This window comes from Flavobacterium sp. Leaf82 (assembly GCF_001422725.1).
GTDB lineage: Bacteria > Bacteroidota > Bacteroidia > Flavobacteriales > Flavobacteriaceae > Flavobacterium.
In genome coordinates, this window is sequence record NZ_LMMA01000032.1 from 50,482 (window position 1) to 71,142 (window position 20,661).

At 32.8% G+C, this 20,661-nt stretch carries 16 protein-coding genes; 15 read left to right on the forward strand and 1 reads right to left on the reverse strand.

What is annotated here, in order from left to right; all coding sequences use genetic code 11:
* Window positions 1-197 precede the first annotated feature (197 nt).
* The 14 genes from guaA to ASF10_RS14720 all read left to right on the forward strand — a co-directional run bounded on the left by guaA (window position 198) and on the right by ASF10_RS14720 (window position 19,287).
* The gene (gene guaA, locus ASF10_RS14655; RefSeq protein WP_056250493.1) at window positions 198-1,727 is read left to right on the forward strand and encodes a glutamine-hydrolyzing GMP synthase; all 1,530 of its coding nucleotides are present in this window, start codon (window positions 198-200) and stop codon (window positions 1,725-1,727) included.
* Window positions 1,728-1,788: 61 nt separating this feature from the next.
* Window positions 1,789-3,702, forward strand: coding sequence for a LysM peptidoglycan-binding domain-containing protein (locus ASF10_RS14660; protein WP_056250494.1), 1,914 nt, complete (start codon window positions 1,789-1,791; stop codon window positions 3,700-3,702).
* A gap of 93 nt (window positions 3,703-3,795) precedes the next feature.
* Entirely contained in the window at window positions 3,796-5,898 is a 2,103-nt protein-coding gene (locus ASF10_RS14665; protein WP_056250496.1) for a LysM peptidoglycan-binding domain-containing protein, read from the forward strand.
* Window positions 5,898-6,299: an OsmC family protein gene (locus ASF10_RS14670; protein WP_056250498.1), complete on the forward strand. Its 402-nt coding sequence runs from the start codon at window positions 5,898-5,900 to the stop codon at window positions 6,297-6,299. The genes ASF10_RS14665 and ASF10_RS14670 overlap by 1 nt, the downstream gene beginning before the upstream one ends.
* Window positions 6,300-6,730: 431 nt before the next feature.
* A complete protein-coding gene (gene nagB, locus ASF10_RS14675; RefSeq protein ID WP_056250500.1) occupies window positions 6,731-8,659 on the forward strand; it encodes a glucosamine-6-phosphate deaminase in 1,929 nt (642 codons plus the stop codon).
* 231 nt (window positions 8,660-8,890) lie between these two features.
* On the forward strand, window positions 8,891-9,127 hold the full coding sequence (locus tag ASF10_RS14680) for a DUF3820 family protein (RefSeq protein WP_039117105.1): 237 nt from the start codon (window positions 8,891-8,893) through the stop codon (window positions 9,125-9,127).
* Between the two features lie 389 nt (window positions 9,128-9,516).
* Window positions 9,517-9,933, forward strand: coding sequence for a DUF4190 domain-containing protein (locus tag ASF10_RS14685; RefSeq protein WP_056250502.1), 417 nt, complete (start codon window positions 9,517-9,519; stop codon window positions 9,931-9,933).
* A gap of 584 nt (window positions 9,934-10,517) precedes the next feature.
* Window positions 10,518-12,131: a CTP synthase gene (locus tag ASF10_RS14690; RefSeq protein ID WP_056250504.1), complete on the forward strand. Its 1,614-nt coding sequence runs from the start codon at window positions 10,518-10,520 to the stop codon at window positions 12,129-12,131.
* An 80-nt stretch (window positions 12,132-12,211) separates the two neighbouring features.
* Window positions 12,212-14,113, forward strand: a complete 1,902-nt coding sequence (gene yidC, locus ASF10_RS14695; RefSeq protein ID WP_056250505.1) for a membrane protein insertase YidC — start codon at window positions 12,212-12,214, stop codon at window positions 14,111-14,113.
* Between the two features lie 100 nt (window positions 14,114-14,213).
* Window positions 14,214-14,930, forward strand: a complete 717-nt coding sequence (locus ASF10_RS14700; protein ID WP_056250506.1) for a toxin-antitoxin system YwqK family antitoxin — start codon at window positions 14,214-14,216, stop codon at window positions 14,928-14,930.
* 137 nt (window positions 14,931-15,067) lie between these two features.
* The gene (gene mnmA / locus ASF10_RS14705; protein WP_056250507.1) at window positions 15,068-16,255 is read left to right on the forward strand and encodes a tRNA 2-thiouridine(34) synthase MnmA; all 1,188 of its coding nucleotides are present in this window, start codon (window positions 15,068-15,070) and stop codon (window positions 16,253-16,255) included.
* A gap of 45 nt (window positions 16,256-16,300) precedes the next feature.
* A complete protein-coding gene (locus tag ASF10_RS14710) occupies window positions 16,301-17,902 on the forward strand; it encodes a S8 family serine peptidase (protein ID WP_056250509.1) in 1,602 nt (533 codons plus the stop codon).
* A gap of 12 nt (window positions 17,903-17,914) precedes the next feature.
* Window positions 17,915-18,859 carry an NAD(P)H-dependent flavin oxidoreductase gene (locus ASF10_RS14715; protein WP_056250510.1) on the forward strand — a complete coding sequence of 315 codons (945 nt, stop codon included), beginning with the start codon at window positions 17,915-17,917 and terminating at the stop codon, window positions 18,857-18,859.
* Window positions 18,860-18,876: 17 nt separating this feature from the next.
* Complete coding sequence (locus tag ASF10_RS14720) at window positions 18,877-19,287, forward strand: hypothetical protein (protein WP_056250512.1); 411 nt, start codon at window positions 18,877-18,879, stop codon at window positions 19,285-19,287.
* 93 nt (window positions 19,288-19,380) lie between these two features.
* Here ASF10_RS14720 and ASF10_RS14725 read toward each other — a convergent pair whose 3' ends face one another.
* Window positions 19,381-19,818: a DUF4268 domain-containing protein gene (locus ASF10_RS14725; protein ID WP_056250514.1), complete on the reverse strand. Its 438-nt coding sequence runs from the start codon at window positions 19,816-19,818 to the stop codon at window positions 19,381-19,383.
* A gap of 101 nt (window positions 19,819-19,919) precedes the next feature.
* Between ASF10_RS14725 and ASF10_RS14730 the strand changes: the two genes are divergently transcribed.
* Window positions 19,920-20,570: an NUDIX hydrolase gene (locus ASF10_RS14730; protein ID WP_056250516.1), complete on the forward strand. Its 651-nt coding sequence runs from the start codon at window positions 19,920-19,922 to the stop codon at window positions 20,568-20,570.
* The last annotated feature ends 91 nt before the right edge of the window (window positions 20,571-20,661 follow it).

The window sequence follows — 20,661 nt, forward strand, 5'->3', positions numbered from 1 at the left end:
TTTCTAAATACGATATTTTTTGAAAGTTGGATTTTTTTTGAGAAGGTACTAAGTTGCTAAGTTTCTGAGTAACTAAGATTTTTTGTTTTAGCTGCTTAAAAAACTCAGAACCTTAGTGACTTAGAGTCTTAGAACCTTTTTTAGAAAAAAAATAAAATTCCATTTTTAAGATTGAAATATAAAAAGTATTTTTGCGCATGCAACACAACGTACTTATTTTAGATTTCGGATCGCAATATACACAGCTTATTGCGCGTAGAGTTCGCGAATTAAATATATTCTGCGAAATTTTTCCTTACAATCACTTTCCTAGTGATTTATCACCTTATAAAGCCGTAATTTTAGGAGGAAGCCCATTTTCTGTTCGTGCAGAAGATGCTCCACATCCTGATTTATCTCAAATTCGAGGCAAGCTTCCTATGTTGGCAGTTTGTTACGGAGCACAATACTTAGCTCACTTTAGCGGAGGCGAAGTTGCTGCTTCGAACACCAGAGAATACGGTAGAGCAAACTTATCTTATATTAAAGAAGGAGAAACTTTCTTTAACGGAGTTTCAGAAAACAGCCAGGTTTGGATGAGTCACAGCGATAGTATCAAAGCGCTTCCAACAAATGCAGTAAAATTAGCAAGCACGCATGATGTAGAATATGCTGCTTACAAAATTGAAGGCGAAACAACGTATGCTATTCAGTATCACCCGGAAGTTTTCCATTCTACAGATGGATCAAAAATGCTGAAAAACTTTTTAGTAGACATTGCCGAAGTTCCTCAAAACTTTACACCAAATGCTTTCGTAGAAGAAATGGTGGGAGAATTAAAAGAGAAATTAGGAAACGATAAAGTAGTTTTAGGATTGTCAGGCGGAGTAGATTCTACTGTAGCGGCAGTTTTATTACACCAGGCAATTGGTAAAAACTTATATTGTATTTTCGTAAATAACGGTTTACTTCGTAAAAACGAATTCCAAAATGTATTAGATCAATACAAAGGAATGGGATTAAACGTAAAAGGAGTAGATGCAGGAGATCGTTTCTTAGGCGAATTAGCCGGAATAAGTGATCCTGAAACCAAGCGTAAAACTATTGGTCGTGTATTTATCGAAGTTTTTGATGATGAATCACACTTAATCGAAGACGTAAAATGGTTGGCGCAAGGAACTATTTATCCTGACGTAATCGAATCTGTATCTGTAAAAGGACCATCAGCAACCATAAAATCTCACCATAATGTGGGTGGATTGCCGGATTATATGAAATTAAAAATTGTAGAACCACTTAGAATGTTGTTTAAAGACGAGGTTCGCAGAGTTGGAGCTACTTTAGGAATAGATCCTGAATTATTAGGAAGACACCCTTTCCCGGGACCAGGATTATCAATCAGAATTTTAGGAGATATTACTCCGGAGAAAGTTCAGATTTTACAAGATGTTGATGCTGTTTTTATCGACGGATTAAAATCTTGGGGATTATATGACAAAGTTTGGCAGGCTGGAGCAATTTTGCTTCCGGTAAACAGTGTTGGTGTGATGGGCGATGAGCGTACATACGAAAAAGTTGTAGCACTTAGAGCTGTAGAATCAACAGACGGTATGACTGCTGACTGGGTTCATTTACCATATGAATTCCTGATGAAAGTATCTAATGACATTATAAACAAGGTAAAGGGCGTGAATCGTGTTGTTTACGATATCAGTTCAAAACCACCTGCAACAATTGAGTGGGAATAGTACCATTTTTAAAATTAAGGCGTTACATTTGTAATGCCTTAATTTTTTAAACCTACTATTTATGAGAGAACTTTTAACGATTTCTCTTGTCATTATTTTGTCTTTTAACAAAATAACTGCGCAAGATTTAATTATTGAACACAAAATTCAAAAAGGAGAAACTGCTTATTATATTGCCCAAAAATATAAGGTTTCTGTTGAAGAAATTTACAAACTCAACCCTGAATCGCAGAACGGAATAAAAGACAATCAAATTATTAAAATTCCAGTTCACTCTACAGAAAAGCAAATTTTAAATCAGCAAATTATACATGTTGTTGGTGCAAAAGAAACCCTTTTTGGTTTATCAAAACAATATAATGTTTCTGTTGAAGCTCTTCAGAATGCAAACCCAATTCTTGCTAACGGACTTCAGATTGGTCAGGAATTAACGATTCCTCAAAATTCAAACCTTTCAAAAACTGAAATTGCAAGTTCATCAAAAGCAACCCATCAGGTTATTGCAAAAGAATCTTTGTTTAGTATTGCGAGACAATATAATGTTTCGGTTAATGATTTAGAAAATTTAAATAAAGATTTGCTTTTAAACGGATTGCAAATTGGACAGACAATTTTAATTCCAAACAAAAGAAAAACGCTCGACGGAAAAGTTCGTGTAATCAATCAGGAAACTATTTTTCATGTCGTTGAACCAAAAGAAACGAAATTCTCTATTGCTAAAAAATATGGTATTTCAATCGATCAGTTAGAATCTCAAAATCCTGAAATTGTAAACGGATTAATTGTTGGTAATAAATTGGCCATTAATACTAAGGAAGTTAAACCAACCAATGAAAGCGAAGAATTGATGCTGGCTCTTGCCGAAAAACAAGTTGTAGTTGAAAAAGGAAAAGCAAAAACAGTTGAATTAGAAGATTTAAAGGACAGATTGGTTGTTCAGAAAGAAATGAATCAGAAAATTATAAAGATCAATGATTTAAAAGTCAATCTGAATAATATGAACGGTTCTAAAGAAAATTCAGTCGAGAAATTACGTCTGGTTCTCGAAGCAAATAAAAATGTACAGGATATTTTAATGGCAAAATTAGATTCATTAGTAAATACGATGAACAATGATTTGATCGATTTAAAAAGAATGGATATCCTGAATGTTGACGAATCAAAAAGACTGGAAAAACTATCGTATGAAAGCATTGGTAAAACCAGTGAAATATCATCTCAGTTAAAGAAAGAATTGGCAGAAAACCGAAAAGCATATGCCGGTTTAATGAATAAAGTAGAGAAAATTGCGGTTGAAGAAAATCAGGAATACAAGAAGAAAATCCGCGAAAGCGAAAAAAACAATAACGTAACTTCCTTACAACAACGCCTTTCATTAGAAGAAATAAAAAGATATAAAATAGAGCAGGAGCAAGGAGATGCGCAAAATCAACTTTTAATTGCTAAAATTGATTCACTTGATAATCAGAAAAAAATCGAGGTAAAACGCCATATCAGCAAAGCCATCTATTATAGTATGGAGGCGCGAAAGTTTGATGATAAACTGGCTTTGATAAAATTGAAGAAATATCAGGACGAAGCAATTAAAAATCAAAGCAAAAGTAACCCGGCAGAAACATCAAAAACAATTTCGCTGGAAGAAATGAAGCGTGAACTAAAAGAAAATCCGCTTAGGACAGATAAAACGGTAAAGGTCGAAGTTTATGATAATCTTAAAGAAGTTTCAAACGGCTATTACTTAGTTTTAGGTATATTTACAGACGCAACATTAAGAGATAAGCTCATAATGAAACTCATTGATTCTGGTGATTTTAACGCTAGTTTCTTTTTTAATATAAATAGTCTTTCGTATTACGTTTACTCAGATAAGTACCAAAATATGGAAGAATTGCTTTATAAATGCAAGAAAAAAGAAGAAGATGAGTTATATAAAGAGATTGTTATTGCTAAGGTGGAAATTGATCTTAGAGAATAATTTGCGCTAAAGTAACAAGTGGCAAGAATCTTGCTTTGAAGAAAAATTAGTAGCTTGTTTTAAATTAAAAATTAAATAGTTTTAAGCCTTATTATGAAATATTATTCAACATTATTGTTTCTTGTTTTTTTTGTAACGTTTTCTGCTTTTTCACAAGAAAAAGTAATTAAATATACAGTTGCAAACGGAGAAACTGTTAACCAGATTGCTGTAAAATTTAAGGTTACACCTTATGATATTTATGCGTTAAACCCGGATGCCAGAAGTGGTGTTAAAGCGAATACAGTTTTATTGATCCCAACCAATAATGCAAAATCTACGGTTAAATCTGAAGCTGTTGCTGCAAAATCAAATGGTAACACAAAAGAAGTGATTCATGAAGTACAGCCTAAAGAGACTTTTTATAGTATTGAAAAAAAATACGGTATCTCTGATGAAGATTTGAAAGCAGCGAATCCTGTTTTGGAAAAAACCGGAGTTCAAATTGGACAAAAATTGGTGATTCCTGCAAAAGGATCAACAAAAAAAGCTGCATCAAATACAGAAAAACCAGCTAAAGAAAAAGCACAGGATAAATATGTTTATCATGATGTTGTAGCAAAAGAAACAAAGTTTTCGATTGCGAAACAATACGGAATTACAATAGAAGAATTAGAAAAACGCAATCCTGAAATTGTTTCGAGTTTGCCTATTGGTTACCGATTAACAATAAAAGGAAAAGCTCCTAAGACAGAAGCTTCGACTGCGGTTGCTGCAACTAATGCAAAACCTGCTGAAACTAAAAAACCTGCTGAAACATCTAAAAAAGTAACGACTTATATGGATTATCAGGTAAAACCAAAAGAGACATTCTATAGTTTGTCAAGAACTTTTCATTTGACTCAGGAAGAATTAACAGAGTTGAATCCGTCTCTTTCTGAAGGTGTAAAAGAAGGTATGGTTTTAAAAGTTCCGACAGGATATTTAGCACCGGCTCCAATTATTGCGCAACAACAACCTGTAGAAAAAGCAGTAGAGAAATCTGTTGACAATTCGACTGAGAATACTGCCGGAATTAAAATTGTAGATAAAGTAAAATCTGAAACCGTTTCTGTTAATCCTGAAGTAGTTGAACTGACTAAAAAGAGAGGACAAAACGAACGCAAAAAAATAGTTTTGTTATTGCCTTTTAATTTGAATAAAATGCAAAATGATACTATGAGTGCTGCAAATCGTATTAAAAATGATAAATTTCTTAATATGACTCTTGATTTTTATTCAGGAGCAATGATGGCAATCGATTCAGCTAAAACTTTGAAATTACCAATTGATGTTGCCATTTATGATTCGCAGGAAACCAAAACGAATTCGAATGTTTCTACTTTAATTTCTCAGAATAAATTACAGGATGCAAATGCTGTTATTGGGCCATTTTATCAAAATAATGCCGAAGCTACTGCAAATACATTACGCATGTATAATGTTCCTGTAATTTCGCCATTGTCTAAAGATTCTGCGAATCCTATTGATAATTTATACCAGACAATTCCATCAAATGATGTTGTGAGAAATGCGGTTTTTGATTACATGCGTTCTAAAAATGGAAATATCGTTGCTGTGGTAGATAAAAAGAAAGAATCAGTAATTAGTTATATCAAACAAAATCAAAAAGGAGTTGTTTTTGCATCTTTGACAGAAACAGGAGGATTGGATGTAGCAAACTTAAAAAGCTTGTTATTGCCAAACAGAATGAATTATGTGGTGATGGAAACCGGAAATACTGCGATGGTTAAAAACACAATTAAAGCTTTGCTGGATTCACAAAAAACATGTCAGGTTCAATTGGTTATTTTAGAACCAAACAGTACATTGGATACTGACGAAATTAGTTTTGATAATCTGGTAAGACTAAAATTAATGTATCCGTCTGTGACTCGTGAAAGTGACGAACCGGGAGTTTTAATTTTTGATAAGGAATACAGACTTAAAAATAAAATAAACCCAAATACCTATGCAACACGTGGATTTGATGTAACTTTTGATACGATGATGCGTTTGGTACAAGGAAAAACATATCAGGAAACTGCAGATTTAATGACAACAGAACAAGTTGATAATAAATTTCAGTTTTATAAAAAAGAAGATGGAGGACATGCTAATAAAGGTGTTTACATCTTATATTACGATTCAGACTTAACTTTAAAAGTAGCAAATTAATGACATCAAAAGTAACCTATTTAGGAGATCTAAGAACAAAATCTATTCACGTGCAATCAGGAAGCGAAATCATATCTGATGCACCTCTGGACAATAACGGAAAAGGAGAAGCGTTTTCTCCAACTGATACAGTTGCAAATGCCCTGGCAAGTTGTATGATGACAATTATGGGAATTAAAGCACGTGACTTAAATGTAGATTTCGTAGGTTCGACTGCAGAAGTGACTAAAATAATGAATGCTGAACCAAGAAGAATAGGAGCAATTGAAATTGCTTTTGTAATGCAAAGTGATGCAGACGAAAAAAATAAAATTATACTGGAACGTGCTGCAATGACTTGTCCGGTATTTTTGAGTTTAAGCAGTGAAATCGAAAAGAAAATTACTTTTAGCTGGAAATAATAAATAAGTTCTAAATAAAAAAAAGGATATGAAAATTTCATATCCTTTTTTTTATGTCTGAATTTTAAAACAAGAATGTCTAAAAATTAACAAAATATTCATATCTAATTTTGGTCATTGAAAATATAATGCTGTATCTTTGTTTTGCAAAAAAAATGCAGTTTAATGCAAAAATAATGCAAATATTGAAACTGAAATGAGATTCATTTTTCAATGTTATTTTGGATTCTTTTTTAGAAGAGATAAAAAGAGTTATTCCAGATTCTGCTTCAAATCAATAATTTAAATTTTGTTTGATTACATTTATATAAAGATTTTGTCTTTATAGAATGTTGATTGCTATTGTTTTGGCAATTTATAAATTGGTATTATATCATACAATTAAATTTTTAGTTGAAAATTATAATTAGAAAAGTAAAAAAAACTATATCATGTTAAAAAGTAAAATCGACAAAGCAACTGGATTCGAAAAACGATTCGAAAACATCAATACCGTTGTTTTTGAAAATTCCGGCGATGCATCAAAAGCAGTAGCGCGGGAAATTGCAGCTTTAATTCAGGAAAAACAAAAAGAAAACAAACCATGCATTTTAGGTCTTGCGACAGGTTCTTCGCCAAAAGGATTATATGCTGAATTGGTTCGTTTACACAAAGAAGAAGGTTTGAGTTTTAAAAACGTAATCAGTTTTAACCTGGATGAATATTATCCAATGGAACCAAATTCGATTAACAGTTATGTTCGTTTTATGAAAGAATTGTTATTTGATCACGTTGATATTTTACCTGAGAATGCGCATGTTCCAGACGGACTTTTGACAAAAGAGCAAATTGCAGATTATTGCCATGATTATGAAGCTAAAATTGAAGCTTTGGGCGGGATCGATCTTCAGATTTTGGGAATTGGTGGTAACGGACATATTGGTTTTAATGAATCAGGTTCCTTGCAAAACTCTAAAACCCGTTTAGTTGCTTTAGACCATATTACAAGAGTTGCTGCAAGCAAAGATTTCTTTGGTTTAAGTAATACGCCAAGAACTGCAATCACACTTGGAGTTAAAAAAATTATGGAAGCTAAAAGAGTAATCTTATTGGCTTGGGGAGAAGGAAAAGCAAATGTTGTAAAAAGATCTGTAGAAGATGAAGTTACCAATAGAGTACCCGCTTCGTTTTTGCAGGAACATAATAATGCCGTTTTTATTTTAGATAAAGAAGCATCTTCAAAGCTAACGAGAATTAACAAACCCTGGTTGGTAGAAAAAGTAATCTGGACAGATAAATTAACGCGTAAAGCAGTTTTAGGATTGGCTCTTCAGCTTAAGAAACCAATTTTAATGCTTACTGATGCTGATTATATAGAACACGGAATGAGTGATTTATTGGCTGATTCTGGTCCGGCTTACGATATTAATATTAAGATTTTTAATAAATTACAAAATACAATTACAGGTTGGCCAGGCGGAAAACCAAATGCCGATGATTCAAACCGTCCGGAAAGAGCTGAGCCTGCTAAAAAACGTGTATTGATTTTTAGCCCGCATCCTGATGATGATATTATTAGTATGGGAGGAACTTTTATGCGCTTGCAAGAACAAGGACATGAAGTTCACGTGGCATACCAGACTTCTGGAAATATTGCAGTTGCTGATGATGAAGCGTTGCGTTTTGCAAGATTCGTAATTGATTACAATGAGAAATTTGGAATCAAAAGTGCTGAAGCTGATAATATTTACCGAAAAGCACAAACTTTCCTGGAAAACAAAAAGAACAGCGAAATTGATATTCCGGAAGTTCGTTACATAAAAGGATTAATTAGAAAAGGAGAGGCAAGATCAACAAGTCATTTTGTTGGTTTAACAGATGATCAGATTCATTTCATGGAATTACCATTTTATGAAACCGGAACAATCGAGAAAAAACCAATTGGACAGGAAGACATTCAATTGACGATGGATTTAATCGAAAAAATTAAACCACATCAAATATATGCAGCAGGAGATTTAGCAGATCCGCACGGAACTCATAAAGTTTGTCTGGATGCTATTTTTGAAGCTGTAAAAGCATTAAAACCAAAATCGTTTATGGATGATTGCTGGTTGTGGTTGTACCGTGGAGCTTGGCAGGAATGGGGAATTGATGAAGTAGAAATGGCTGTACCAATGAGTCCTGACCAGGTATTGGCAAAACGTCACGGAATCTTTAAGCACCAATCTCAAAAAGATGGCGTTGTTTTTCAGGGAACTGATGCCAGAGAATTTTGGCAAAGAGCCGAAGACAGAAATGCAGAAACAGCAGCTTTATATCAGGAATTAGGTTTAGCAACTTATGCCGCTATGGAAGCTTTTGTGAGATGGCATTACTAAGTTACTAAGCTTCTGAGGAACTAAGTTTCTAAGTTTTAATATTCGCCACGAACTCACGAATTATAATTAAACTAATTCGTGAATTCGTGGCGAAATTATTTTGTGGCAGAGTAGAAAATCATTTAAATCCTTTTAATCTGTGGCAAAAAAGAATAGCTTTGTACCAACAAGAAGCAAGAAGAAAGAATAAGTCTATATTCTTTCCTCTTGCTTCTTTTTTCTTTAAAAAAAATGGAACCAGACAAAAAACTTCTCATAAAATTAGCTCATACCAAAATGCCTTTCGGGAAATACGAAGGACGCTTTTTAATTGATTTACCTGAATATTATGTCGTTTGGTATCACAACAAAGGATTCCCAAATGGTGAATTGGGACAGCAATTAGCGCTTGTCTACGAATTAAAATTAAACGGACTGGAAGAATTGATCCGGAACATTAAAAAGCAGTATCCTAAGCCTTTAAAATAAAATAGTAAGAAAAATCTTTTGCTATATCGTTTTTTTTATTTAAGTTTGATATATAAAATATTACAATTTTTAAAAACTAATTGATACCACAGAATTCAAGACTGAATTTTTTAATGTGTACAAGTCAATATTTTGAAATTATAATATTTATTACATAAAAAATATTATAATTTTTAAAAACAATTGATACCACAGAATTCAAGACTGAATTTGTTAATGTGTACAAGTCGATGTTTTAAAATTATAATATTTTTTTTTGTCAAAATGTACTTCAGGCGTTTGAAATACTAAGAAATTCCCTTTTATTTATTTGTTAATAACTTTGATAGATTCTCACTTGTTCGCGTAAGTGTTTTTCTATTTTTGTAATAATTAACATAAAAAACTATATGGAAAATAATTTACAACCTTCAAACGCAGGTCAGGGAATGGGTATTGCGGCTTTAGTATTAGGAATCGTTGCTGCTATTGCAGCATTTATACCTTGCTTTGGTTTAATCGCAGTGTTTTTTGGGGTTCTTGCAATAATTTTTGGAGCAATTGGACTATCACAAGCTAAAAGAGAAAATGCTCCTACAACAATGCCAAAAGCAGGTTTGATTCTTGGAATCGTAGCAACAGCGTTTGTTATTATATGGGTATTAGTTGTAGTAGGATCAATAGGTTCAGCTGTATTGTCTCATAAAGATGAAATCACGAATGCTATAGATTCGGCAAATTACGAGTCAACTAAAACACAAGATTCTTTGAACGCTGTAGAAGTAGCAAACGATACTGTTACTGTTAAGGTTGAAGAAACAAAATAAATCTTTTTTGTGGAAATAAAATCCTCCTACGAAATTGATTCTTATAAAAAGATAAACATGATTTTTATTGTAATAATCATGTTTATCTTTTTTTATTGCTTTATAATTCCATTTCTAAATTTTGGTTTTCCTTCTTCCTGCGAAGGAATGCCTTTAAGTTATTGCAAAAGCCGTGGTCTGACAAGGGCTTTTTCTCAAATATTAAGATTCCACTTTAAAGAAGCAATTGCTTTTAACTCCTATAGTATAAAGATTTTTTTATTTTTTTTGATACAATTAATAGCTCGTTTCTCTATAAATAAAGTACTTAATTTTTCTAATTTAAAGAGAATCTTATCTTTAGATATATTCCTGAGTATACTATTTTTTATTTTTTCATTTTATAATCTCGTACTCATTTAAGGAAAAATATAGGTACTATTAAAAAAAGTATCTAATTAAAAGTTAAAATTATCAATTACGGAAAGATGTAATTGTTCTATTTAAAAATTTGCAAATTATCTCATTCTCTATTTGATAAATTGTCTAATTAAATTTGTACTTTTGCCAAGTTTTTTACACAACTACATACAAACAACAACAGAATGAATCAAACAAAATATATTTTTGTTACAGGCGGTGTGACTTCTTCATTAGGAAAAGGGATTATCGCAGCATCTTTAGCAAAATTGTTACAAGGAAGAGGATATCGTACAACTATTCAAAAATTCGATCCGTATATAAATGTGGATCCAGGTACGTTGAATCCGTATGAGCACGGAGAATGTTATGTAACAGATGATGGTGCTGAAACAGATTTAGATTTAGGTCATTACGAACGTTTTCTTAATGTTCCTACTTCTCAGGCAAATAACGTTACAACAGGAAGAGTTTATCTTTCGGTTATTGAAAAAGAAAGAAGAGGAGAATTTTTAGGAAAAACAGTTCAGGTTGTTCCTCATATTACAAACGAAATCAAAGACAGAATGCAATTGTTGGGTAAATCCGGCGATTATGATATTGTAATTACAGAAATTGGCGGAACGGTAGGTGATATTGAATCTTTACCTTATATAGAATCTGTTCGTCAGTTGGTTTGGGAATTGGGTGAAAATAACGGAATCGTAATTCATTTAACATTAGTTCCTTATTTGGCTGCTGCAGGTGAATTAAAAACAAAACCTACGCAACACTCTGTAAAAACTTTGATGGAAAGCGGTATCAAAGCTGATATCTTGGTTTGTAGAACAGAGCATGAACTTTCTGATGAATTGCGTAATAAATTAGCGTTGTTTTGCAATGTAAAAAGAGAAGCTGTAATTCAGTCAATTGATGCTTCAACAATATATGAAGTTCCAAATTTAATGCTTGAAGAAGGATTAGATGTTGTGGCTTTAAAGAAATTAGATTTACCTAAAAAAGCAGCTCCGGATTTAAAAAACTGGAATACTTTTTTACGCAGGTTAAAAAATCCAAAACATACTGTAAATATTGGTTTGATTGGTAAATATGTAGAAATGCAGGATTGTTACAAATCTATTTTAGAGGCGTTTATTCATGCTGGAGCTTCAAATGAAACAAAAGTAAACGTAATTTCAATACATTCAGAACATATCAATATTGATAATGTTGCTGAAAAATTAGGAGTCCTTGACGGAGTTTTAGTGGCGCCTGGTTTTGGAGAAAGAGGTATTGAAGGAAAAATCGAAGCAGTTCGTTATGCACGTGAAAACAATATTCCATTCTTCGGAATTTGTTTAGGAATGCAAATGTCTGTTATCGAATATTCAAGAAATATTTTAGGTTATGCTGATGCGAATTCTACTGAGATGAACGAGAAAACGCCTCATCCGGTTGTGAATTTAATGGAAGAACAAAAAACAATTACTGATAAAGGTGGAACAATGCGTCTTGGTGCTTGGAAATGTGATATTAAACCAAATACTTTAGCGCACAAAATATACGGACAAACGACAATTTCAGAACGTCACCGTCACCGTTATGAGTACAACAATAAATATGCTGACGAATTGCAAAAAGCAGGTTTAAAAGCATCAGGAGTAAATCCGGATACAGGTTTGGTAGAAATTGTAGAATTAGAAAATCACCCGTTTTTTATTGGTGTACAATACCATCCTGAATACAAAAGTACAGTAGCAAACCCACATCCAATTTTTGTAAATTTTGTGGCTGCTGCAGTAAATGCGCATAAAAAATAATAATTAATATTCTAAAAGATGTAACTTTTGAGTCAAACTCAGTACTAATATCTTAAACGAATAACTTTTTTTAAATTATAATGGAAGAAAAAAAATTTGATCTTAATTCAATCATTGGTTTTGTATTGATATTTGGAATTTTGATTTGGATTATGTACCAAAATCAGCCTTCTGACAAAGAAATTGCTGCTGAAAAAGCCAAGAAAGAATTAGTTGCCAAACAAGAAGCACAAGCTAAAACTGATAAAACAAAAACAGCTGTTTTACCAGTTGCTGCAACAACTCCAGGCGACACAGTTCAATTAGCGCAATTACAAAAAACATTAGGAGGTTTTGCTTATTCAGCTACACTTCCTTCTGCTAAAGAAGGTTTTACAACAATTGAAAACGAAAAGATGATACTAAAAATCGCCAATAAAGGTGGTTATATAGTTGAAGCTACATTGAAAGAATTCAAAAAGTTTGAGAAAAATTCCGGACAATTAGTAGAACTGATTAAAGACAATAATTCAGATTTAAATATTCAATTACAAACAACTGATAACAGAACTTTAAACTCTAAAGATCTTTATTTTGAGCCAACATTAACTAAAAACGGTACTGATCAAATTTTGACCATGCGTTTGAAAGCCGGTGCAAATGAATTTTTAGAGTATAAATATGTATTGAAAGCAAATGATTATTTAGTTGGTTTTGATGTACGTTCTCAAGGATTAAATAAAGTTTTAAATTCTTCTAAACCATTAGATTTAGTTTGGGATTTAAAATCGTACAGAAACGAAAAAAGTGTTTCTATCGAAAAGCGTTATGCTCAATTAGAATATGAATATGGAGATGAGAAATACAGCTCAGTAAGTCTTGGCGTTGGAAAAGAAGATACTCCTGAAAAAGTGAGTTTTATCGCTTTTAAACAACACTTTTTTACTGCGATCTTATCTACAGATAAACCATTCGAAAAATCGAAGTTACAATCTGACGATTTAGTTAAAGATGAAAAAATAGATACTACCTATATCAAACAATTTAAGGCAACTGTTCCTTTGGCTTTTACAAATGGAGAAGTTGATTATAAAATGAGCTGGTATTTTGGACCATCTGATTATAAAATTTTAAAATCATACGATAAAAACTTCGAAAAAATTATTCCATTAGGTTGGGGAATTTTCGGATGGATCAATAAATGGATTTTTATTCCATTATTTGGATTCTTAAGCTCTTATATTGCTTACGGAATTGCAATTATCATTTTTACCATTATCATCAAATTGGCAATGTCGCCAATTACATATAAGTCTTTCTTGTCTCAGGCAAAAATGAAAGTTTTACGTCCGGAGATTACAGAGTTGGGAGAAAAATTCAAAAAAGACCCAATGAAGAAACAACAGGAAACAATGAAGCTGTATAATAAAGCAGGGGTAAACCCAATGGCAGGATGTATTCCGGCATTGATTCAGCTTCCGTTTATGTATGCGTCATTCCAGTTCTTCCCGTCAGCTTTCGAGTTAAGACAAAAAAGCTTCCTTTGGGCAGACGATTTATCATCATTTGATGCTGTTGTAAAATTACCATTCCACATCCCGTTATATGGAGATCATATTAGTTTGTTCCCAATTTTGGCAGCAATTGCAATTTTCTTTTATATGAAAATGACTTCAGGAGATCAACAAATGGCAGCGCCTCAGCAAGAAGGTATGCCGGATATGGCAAAAATGATGAAAATCATGATTTATGTTTCGCCATTAATGATGTTAATATTCTTTAATAGTTACGGTGCAGGTTTGAGTTTGTATAACTTTATTTCGAACTTAATTACAATTGGAATTATGTTTGTAATTAAAAATTATATTGTTGATACAGACAAAATTCACGCTCAAATTCAAGAAAATAAATTAAAAGAGCCTAAAAAGCAAAGTAAGTTTCAACAACGTCTTCAGGAAGTTATGGAACAACAAGAAGCTGTAAAAAAACAGAATAAAAAATAAAGAACTTATTTATAAAAAAATCTCGATTCATCGGGATTTTTTTATATCTAAAATATAATTTATTAAAGTCATTTTCGTTAAAGCTTAAAATTAAATTACAATGATTTATAAAAAAATAATAATAGGATTGCTTTTTTTAAATGCAATTATAGTATCTGCTCAGGATTTTAATAAAACCGATGCTAACGGAAAAAAAGACGGAGTCTGGAAAGGAACTTACGAAGTTTCTAAGCGTCCGCGTTACGAAGGAACATTTAACCACGGAAAAGAAACCGGTGTATTTAAATTTTTTGATGATACAAAAAAAGGTGATGTTATAGCAACGAGGGATTTTACTGCTAATGATGGAAGTTCGTACACTATTTTTTATGATCAGAATAAAAACAAAGTAAGCGAAGGAAAAGAAATAGGGAAAGCACGTGATGGTGAATGGAAATATTACCATAAAGCATCTAAAGTAATTATGACGCTTGAAAATTATAAAAACGGAAAATTAGAAGGATTAAGAACGGTATATTATCCAAACTCTAAAATTGCCGAAGAAATGAATTATATAAACGGTTCAAGAGAAGGTGTTTATAAAAAATACGGACAAAACGGAACTCTTCTGGAGCAGACTACTTATAAAAATAATGAGTATAATGGCGATGCTGTATTTTACGACGCTGATGGAGTTGTGGCTTCAAAAGGAAAATTTGTAAATGGTAAAAAAGCAAATATGTGGCAGTTTTACTTAAAAGGTAAATTAACCAAAGAAGTAAATATGAGCGACCCAAAAAGCAGTTATCAGGTGGATTCAAAACCTAAAATGAATTAATATTCTGTTTAAAACAGATATTTCCTGACCACCATAAGTTTTATCTACCACGGCATTATATAAACTAATTAAAACTACCGCGATTATCAAAAATAGGACTTATCTTTGCATCCTTGTAAAAATATAAAAGATTTAGGATGAAACGTGTAGTTGTTGGACTTTCCGGAGGAGTAGACTCGAGTGTTGCGGCTTATTTATTGCAACAGCAAGGATACGAAGTTATTGGCCTTTTTATGAAAAACTGGCACGATGATTCGGTTACTATTTCAAACGAATGTCCTTGGTTAGAGGATAGTAATGATGCATTGTTAGTAGCTGAAAAACTCGGAATACCGTTTCAAACTGTCGATTTAAGCGAAGAATACAAAGAAAAAATCGTTGACTATATGTTCAACGAATACGAAAAAGGGAGAACTCCAAATCCTGACGTACTTTGTAACCGCGAAATCAAATTTGACGTTTTCATGAAAATTGCTTTAAGTCTTGGTGCTGATTATGTGGCAACCGGACATTATTGTCAAAAAAATGAAATCGAAGTTGATGGAAACCCCGTTTATCAATTGATTGCAGGTGCAGATAATAACAAAGATCAATCTTATTTTTTATGTCAGTTATCGCAAGATCAATTGGCAAAATCGCTATTTCCTATTGGAGCTTTAACCAAACCAGAAGTACGTGAAATTGCTGCTGAAATGGATTTAGTAACAGCCGAAAAGAAAGATTCTCAAGGATTATGCTTTATTGGAAAAGTTCGTTTACCGGAATTCCTGCAACAAAAATTACAGCCAAAAGAAGGTAAAATTGTTCAGATTGATAAAAATGATCCAATTTATAGTATCGAAAAACCTATTGGTTTATCCTTAGAGCAAGAATTGAATTCAGAATCTAAAAAACGCGACTATCTTCCAACAATGGGAAAAGTTGTTGGTAAACATCAGGGAGCTCATTATTTTACGGTAGGACAACGAAAAGGGTTAAATGTAGGCGGAACAACAGATCCATTGTTTATTATCGCTACAGATGTTGAAACCAATACCATTTATACAGGACTAACAAGTCTGCATCCCGGTTTATTTAAGAAAGCATTATTTATAGAAAAATCTGAAGTACACTGGATTCGTACAGATTTAGCTTTAAAAGTTGGACAGACTATGGAGGTTATGGCGAGAATTCGTTACCGTCAGCCTTTGCAAAAAGCTATTCTGCATCAATTTGAAGATGGAATGTATGTTCAGTTTGATGAACCGCAATCTGCAATAACCGAGGGGCAATTTGCAGCTTGGTATTTTGATAATGAATTAGTTGGTTCGGGAGTAATTTCTTAGCTTTATACTTTTTTACAAAGGTTTTAACCTTTAAAAAAGTAAGCTATGAAGTACTATTTTACATTTCTTTTATTGGTATTTACTTCTGTGATTTTTTCACAAGAAGATGCGTGGGTTTATTTTAAGGATAAACCAAATGCCCAAATGTATTTTAATAACCCGTCATTGATGCTTTCACAGCGTGCTTTAGAGCGAAGGGCAAATCAAGATATTGCCTTAGATCTAACAGATGTTCCCGTAGAAGAAACGTATATAAGTCAGGTTAAATTAAGTACCGGGATTAGTGTTATGGCACAATCTAAATGGATGAATGCGCTTCATATCAGAGGGAATCAGGCTAATATTCTCTCGCTAAAAACATTATCATTTGTTGATAAAGTAGTTTTCGCCAATAAAGCATTAAATACAACTACTAAAATGGTTGCTATAGAAAAGATTTCTCAGGTAAAAGATAAACTTCAAACTACAATCGATTATGCGTACGGATCTTCTGCAAATCAAATCCAAATGCTTAATGGTCAGGTTTTACATAAACAAAATTATATTGGTACCGGTAAAGTTATTGCAGTTCTAGATGCAGGTTTTCCGGGTGTAAATACTGCTCAGCCTTTTAAAAAACTGATTGATAATAATCAAATTTTAGGTGGTTATGACTTTGTAAATAGAAATGAAAATTTCTATACAGGTGACAGTCATGGCACAATGGTACTTTCAACAATGGGCGGTTACAAAGAAAATGCTTTAGTAGGTACGGCTCCGGATGCCTCATATTATCTGTTTATTACAGAATATAGCCCTACAGAGAATCCTGTTGAAGAGTCATATTGGGTAGAAGCTGCTGAAAGAGCTGATAATTTAGGAGTTGATATTATTACAACTTCATTAGGATATTTTGGTTTTGATAATGCCGCGTACAGTCATACATATAGCGATATGAACGGTACGACAAATTTTATCTCGCGAGGAGCTGAAATTGCTTTTAGTAAAGGAATTGTTGTGGTAGCCTCGGCAGGAAATGAAGGAAATACGGGAGAACCGCATATTGGCGGACCGGCAGATGCCGTTTCTGTAATTACGGTAGGCGCGGTAAATTCCTCAAAAAATAAATCTTCTTTTAGTTCTATAGGACCAAGTTTTGACGGAAGAATAAAACCGGATGTTATGGCGCAAGGAACTGCTGCAGTTGTATCAGATACTGCGGGAAATATAATAAGTATAAACGGAACTTCTTTTTCGTGCCCAATAATGGCAGGAATGATTGCTTCTTTATGGCAGGCTTTTCCGTCGAAAACCAATAAAGAAATCAGGGAAATGGTTCTAAAATCTTCTGATCGATATACAGCTCCGGATAATAATTATGGTTACGGAATTCCAAATTTTGGATCGACTTTGAGTGTTGAGAATTTTCAATCTTTAAATTCTACATTTTCGCTATTTCCAAATCCTGCACAAACAACAGTTTCATTTTCGTTTGAAAGCGATACGGCTTTAGTCTCAATTTATTCTGTTTTGGGACAAAAAATTATCGAAAAACAAATTTCAAATCAAAATCCAACTCTTTCTGTAGAAGCTTTAAAAAGTGGACTCTATTTTTATACTTTTGATGCTGATAATTTGCATAAATCAGGAAAGATAATCAAACAATAATAGCATTTTTGAATGAATAAAATTACACAACTTTTTAATATAAAATATCCAATTATTCAAGGCGGAATGATCTGGAACAGTGGTTACAAATTAGCTTCGGCGGTAAGTAATGCCGGAGGATTAGGTTTAATTGGCGCGGGTTCCATGTATCCGGAAGTTTTAAGAGAACACATTCAAAAATGTAAAAAAGCAACTGATAAACCATTTGGGGTTAATATTCCGATGTTGTATCCCAATATTGAAGAAATTATGAATATTGTTGTAGAAGAAGGCGTGAAAATTGTCTTTACTTCTGCAGGAAATCCTAAAACATGGACTTCTTTTTTAAAGGAAAAAGGAATTATTGTTGTTCATGTTGTGAGCAGTAGCGTTTTTGCTTTAAAAGCACAAGAAGCCGGAGTTGATGCAATTGTTGCCGAAGGTTTTGAAGCGGGTGGACATAACGGCCGTGATGAAACGACGACATTAACTTTAATTCCAATGGTAAAAGAGAAAATCCAGATACCGATTATTGCTGCGGGAGGAATTGCAACTGGACGCGGAATGCTTGCTGTAATGGTTTTAGGCGCAGATGGAGTTCAGGTTGGAAGTCGGTTTGCGGCATCTTTAGAATCGTCTGCTCACAATAATTTTAAGGAAACGATAGTTAAAGTTAAAGAAGGAGATACCCAATTGACATTGAAAGAATTAGCGCCGGTTCGTTTGATTAAAAATAAATTTTATAACGACGTTCAGGAATTATATCAAAAATGCCCATCAAAAGAAGATTTAAATCAGCTTTTAGGAAGAGCAAGATCTAAAAAAGGTATGTTTGAAGGTAATCTGGAAGAGGGGGAACTCGAAATAGGACAAATCGCAGGATTAATTCATGAAATATTACCTGCACAACAAATTATTAAGGAAATGATTGCCGATTTTGAAGCTGCTTATCAAGAAAAGGCTAAATTTGAGTTTTAATTATCGGCATAAATTATATGAATTCCATACGCACCTATATAGTATTATTTTTTTTAACAATTGGTTTACAACAAACTTATAGTCAGTCTTATCAGTTTAAAACATCTGGTTTTAGTGTTTTAGAGAAAAACGAAAGAGGAAAATGGGGCGAATGGTCAAATCTTGATTTGGTTAATCTTTCTGTTATTTTAGATACTAACAAGCATAGAATTGTAGTTTACTCACAGGAAATACAGCTTTTTAGGATTCTCGATTATATAGAACGCGAAGAAAACGATACAGATATTGTGTATTCTTTTATGTGCGAAGATAATGATGGCAAACAATGTAAGTTATCGATCATAACCCGCAAAAAGCAAGATTATAGAAAGCAACTTTATATTAATTACGACGATCATATTATATTGTATAATATTTTTAGTGTATAAATTATATTCTTAATAAAATAATAACCCCGACATTTTTTAAGAAATTGTCGGGGTTTATTATATAAAGATTTAGCGTCTCAGAAACTTAAATGTTTAAGAGTCAATATCCTTGATGAAATCATCATACTCCAGATAGAACATTTCTAAGGCATTCATTTTTTCGAAAAAGAAATCAAAAATAGCATCCCAATTATTGCGGTTGCTAAAACCTACTCCTTGTTTTTCTGTCCAGATTCTACTGATGGTTTTACCACTTTCGAGAGTGTAGTTTTTTTCAAAAACCAGATCTTTAATAAATTCCTCTTCCAGAATGTTTTTTAGAGCTTCTAATTTTTCAAAATAGGCAGTTCGTTTTTCATCGCTTCTCTGTTCGATATCAATTAAAACCTGTGCTTTTTTATTGTCTACGTAAAACTTAAATGAGAAGTCTTTGATCTTTGTATCATAAAGTACCCATTTGCGGGGATATTTTTCGGCGAAAGCCACCCAAAACTCCCTTTTTAATTTTTGTGATTCTTCTCTGCTGTACATTTTTATGGCTTTGATTTTAGAAAACTTGTAGAACCGCGTTTTCTGGACTATATTTATATTTTATTTGTATTTATTTGAAAGTACAAAAATAAACTTTGAATATGGATTTTCAAGATTTTTTGCAATATGTTCCTAATTTAATTCCAGTTGAACTACCGGCAGTTGCGGCGCATATAAAAATGGCGCCAAAAGAAAGAATACAAGCTTTAAAAAATCAGGATTTAAAAATAGAAAATCCCAGAATCGCAGCCGTAATGATGTTGTTTTATCCTAAAGAAAGAAAAACGCACTTGGTTTTAATTGTGCGCAATGCTTATAATGGCGTTCATTCGTCTCAAATAGCTTTTCCAGGCGGTAAATATGAAAGCACAGATGCTAGTTATGAAGAAACTGCTTTAAGAGAAACACAGGAAGAAGTTGGGGTTTTGCCGGAGAAAATAGAAGTAATCAAGCATTTTACTCCAATGTATATTCCGCCAAGTAATTTTTTAGTGCATCCTTATTTGGGAATTTCAAAAGAAGAACTTTTATTTTATCCGGATAGTAGAGAAGTGGCCAGTATAATAGAACTTCCGTTGTCGGTGTTTTTAGATGACGAAATTATTGTAGAAGCCAAACTGTCAACTTCTTATGCAAATGATACTTTAGTTCCGGCGTTTAGTATTCAAAATCATATTGTTTGGGGAGCAACCGCAATGATTTTAAGTGAATTGAGAGATGTCCTGAAATCAACCTTTGAAGGAAATTCGTAAAAACAGAAATTTAACAATTTGTTATTCATCAGAATAATGATTTCTTTACGAAATTGCTTTATAGTATTGCCAAAAGAATAATTTTTGTATG

Bases quoted from the DNA above. Each gene is read 5' to 3' on its own strand.
- ASF10_RS14680 (WP_039117105.1), top strand. From the start codon at position 8,891: ATGGAACCAGACAAAAAACTTCTCATAAAATTAGCTCATACCAAAATG.
- yidC (WP_056250505.1), top strand. From the start codon at position 12,212: ATGGAAGAAAAAAAATTTGATCTTAATTCAATCATTGGTTTTGTATTG.
- guaA (WP_056250493.1), top strand. From the start codon at position 198: ATGCAACACAACGTACTTATTTTAGATTTCGGATCGCAATATACACAG.
- ASF10_RS14685 (WP_056250502.1), top strand. From the start codon at position 9,517: ATGGAAAATAATTTACAACCTTCAAACGCAGGTCAGGGAATGGGTATT.
- ASF10_RS14670 (WP_056250498.1), top strand. From the start codon at position 5,898: ATGACATCAAAAGTAACCTATTTAGGAGATCTAAGAACAAAATCTATT.
- ASF10_RS14660 (WP_056250494.1), top strand. From the start codon at position 1,789: ATGAGAGAACTTTTAACGATTTCTCTTGTCATTATTTTGTCTTTTAAC.
- ASF10_RS14710 (WP_056250509.1), top strand. From the start codon at position 16,301: ATGAAGTACTATTTTACATTTCTTTTATTGGTATTTACTTCTGTGATT.
- ASF10_RS14715 (WP_056250510.1), top strand. From the start codon at position 17,915: ATGAATAAAATTACACAACTTTTTAATATAAAATATCCAATTATTCAA.
- ASF10_RS14700 (WP_056250506.1), top strand. From the start codon at position 14,214: ATGATTTATAAAAAAATAATAATAGGATTGCTTTTTTTAAATGCAATT.
- nagB (WP_056250500.1), top strand. From the start codon at position 6,731: ATGTTAAAAAGTAAAATCGACAAAGCAACTGGATTCGAAAAACGATTC.
- ASF10_RS14665 (WP_056250496.1), top strand. From the start codon at position 3,796: ATGAAATATTATTCAACATTATTGTTTCTTGTTTTTTTTGTAACGTTT.
- ASF10_RS14690 (WP_056250504.1), top strand. From the start codon at position 10,518: ATGAATCAAACAAAATATATTTTTGTTACAGGCGGTGTGACTTCTTCA.
- ASF10_RS14720 (WP_056250512.1), top strand. From the start codon at position 18,877: ATGAATTCCATACGCACCTATATAGTATTATTTTTTTTAACAATTGGT.
- ASF10_RS14730 (WP_056250516.1), top strand. From the start codon at position 19,920: ATGGATTTTCAAGATTTTTTGCAATATGTTCCTAATTTAATTCCAGTT.
- mnmA (WP_056250507.1), top strand. From the start codon at position 15,068: ATGAAACGTGTAGTTGTTGGACTTTCCGGAGGAGTAGACTCGAGTGTT.
- ASF10_RS14725 (WP_056250514.1), bottom strand. From the start codon at position 19,818: ATGTACAGCAGAGAAGAATCACAAAAATTAAAAAGGGAGTTTTGGGTG.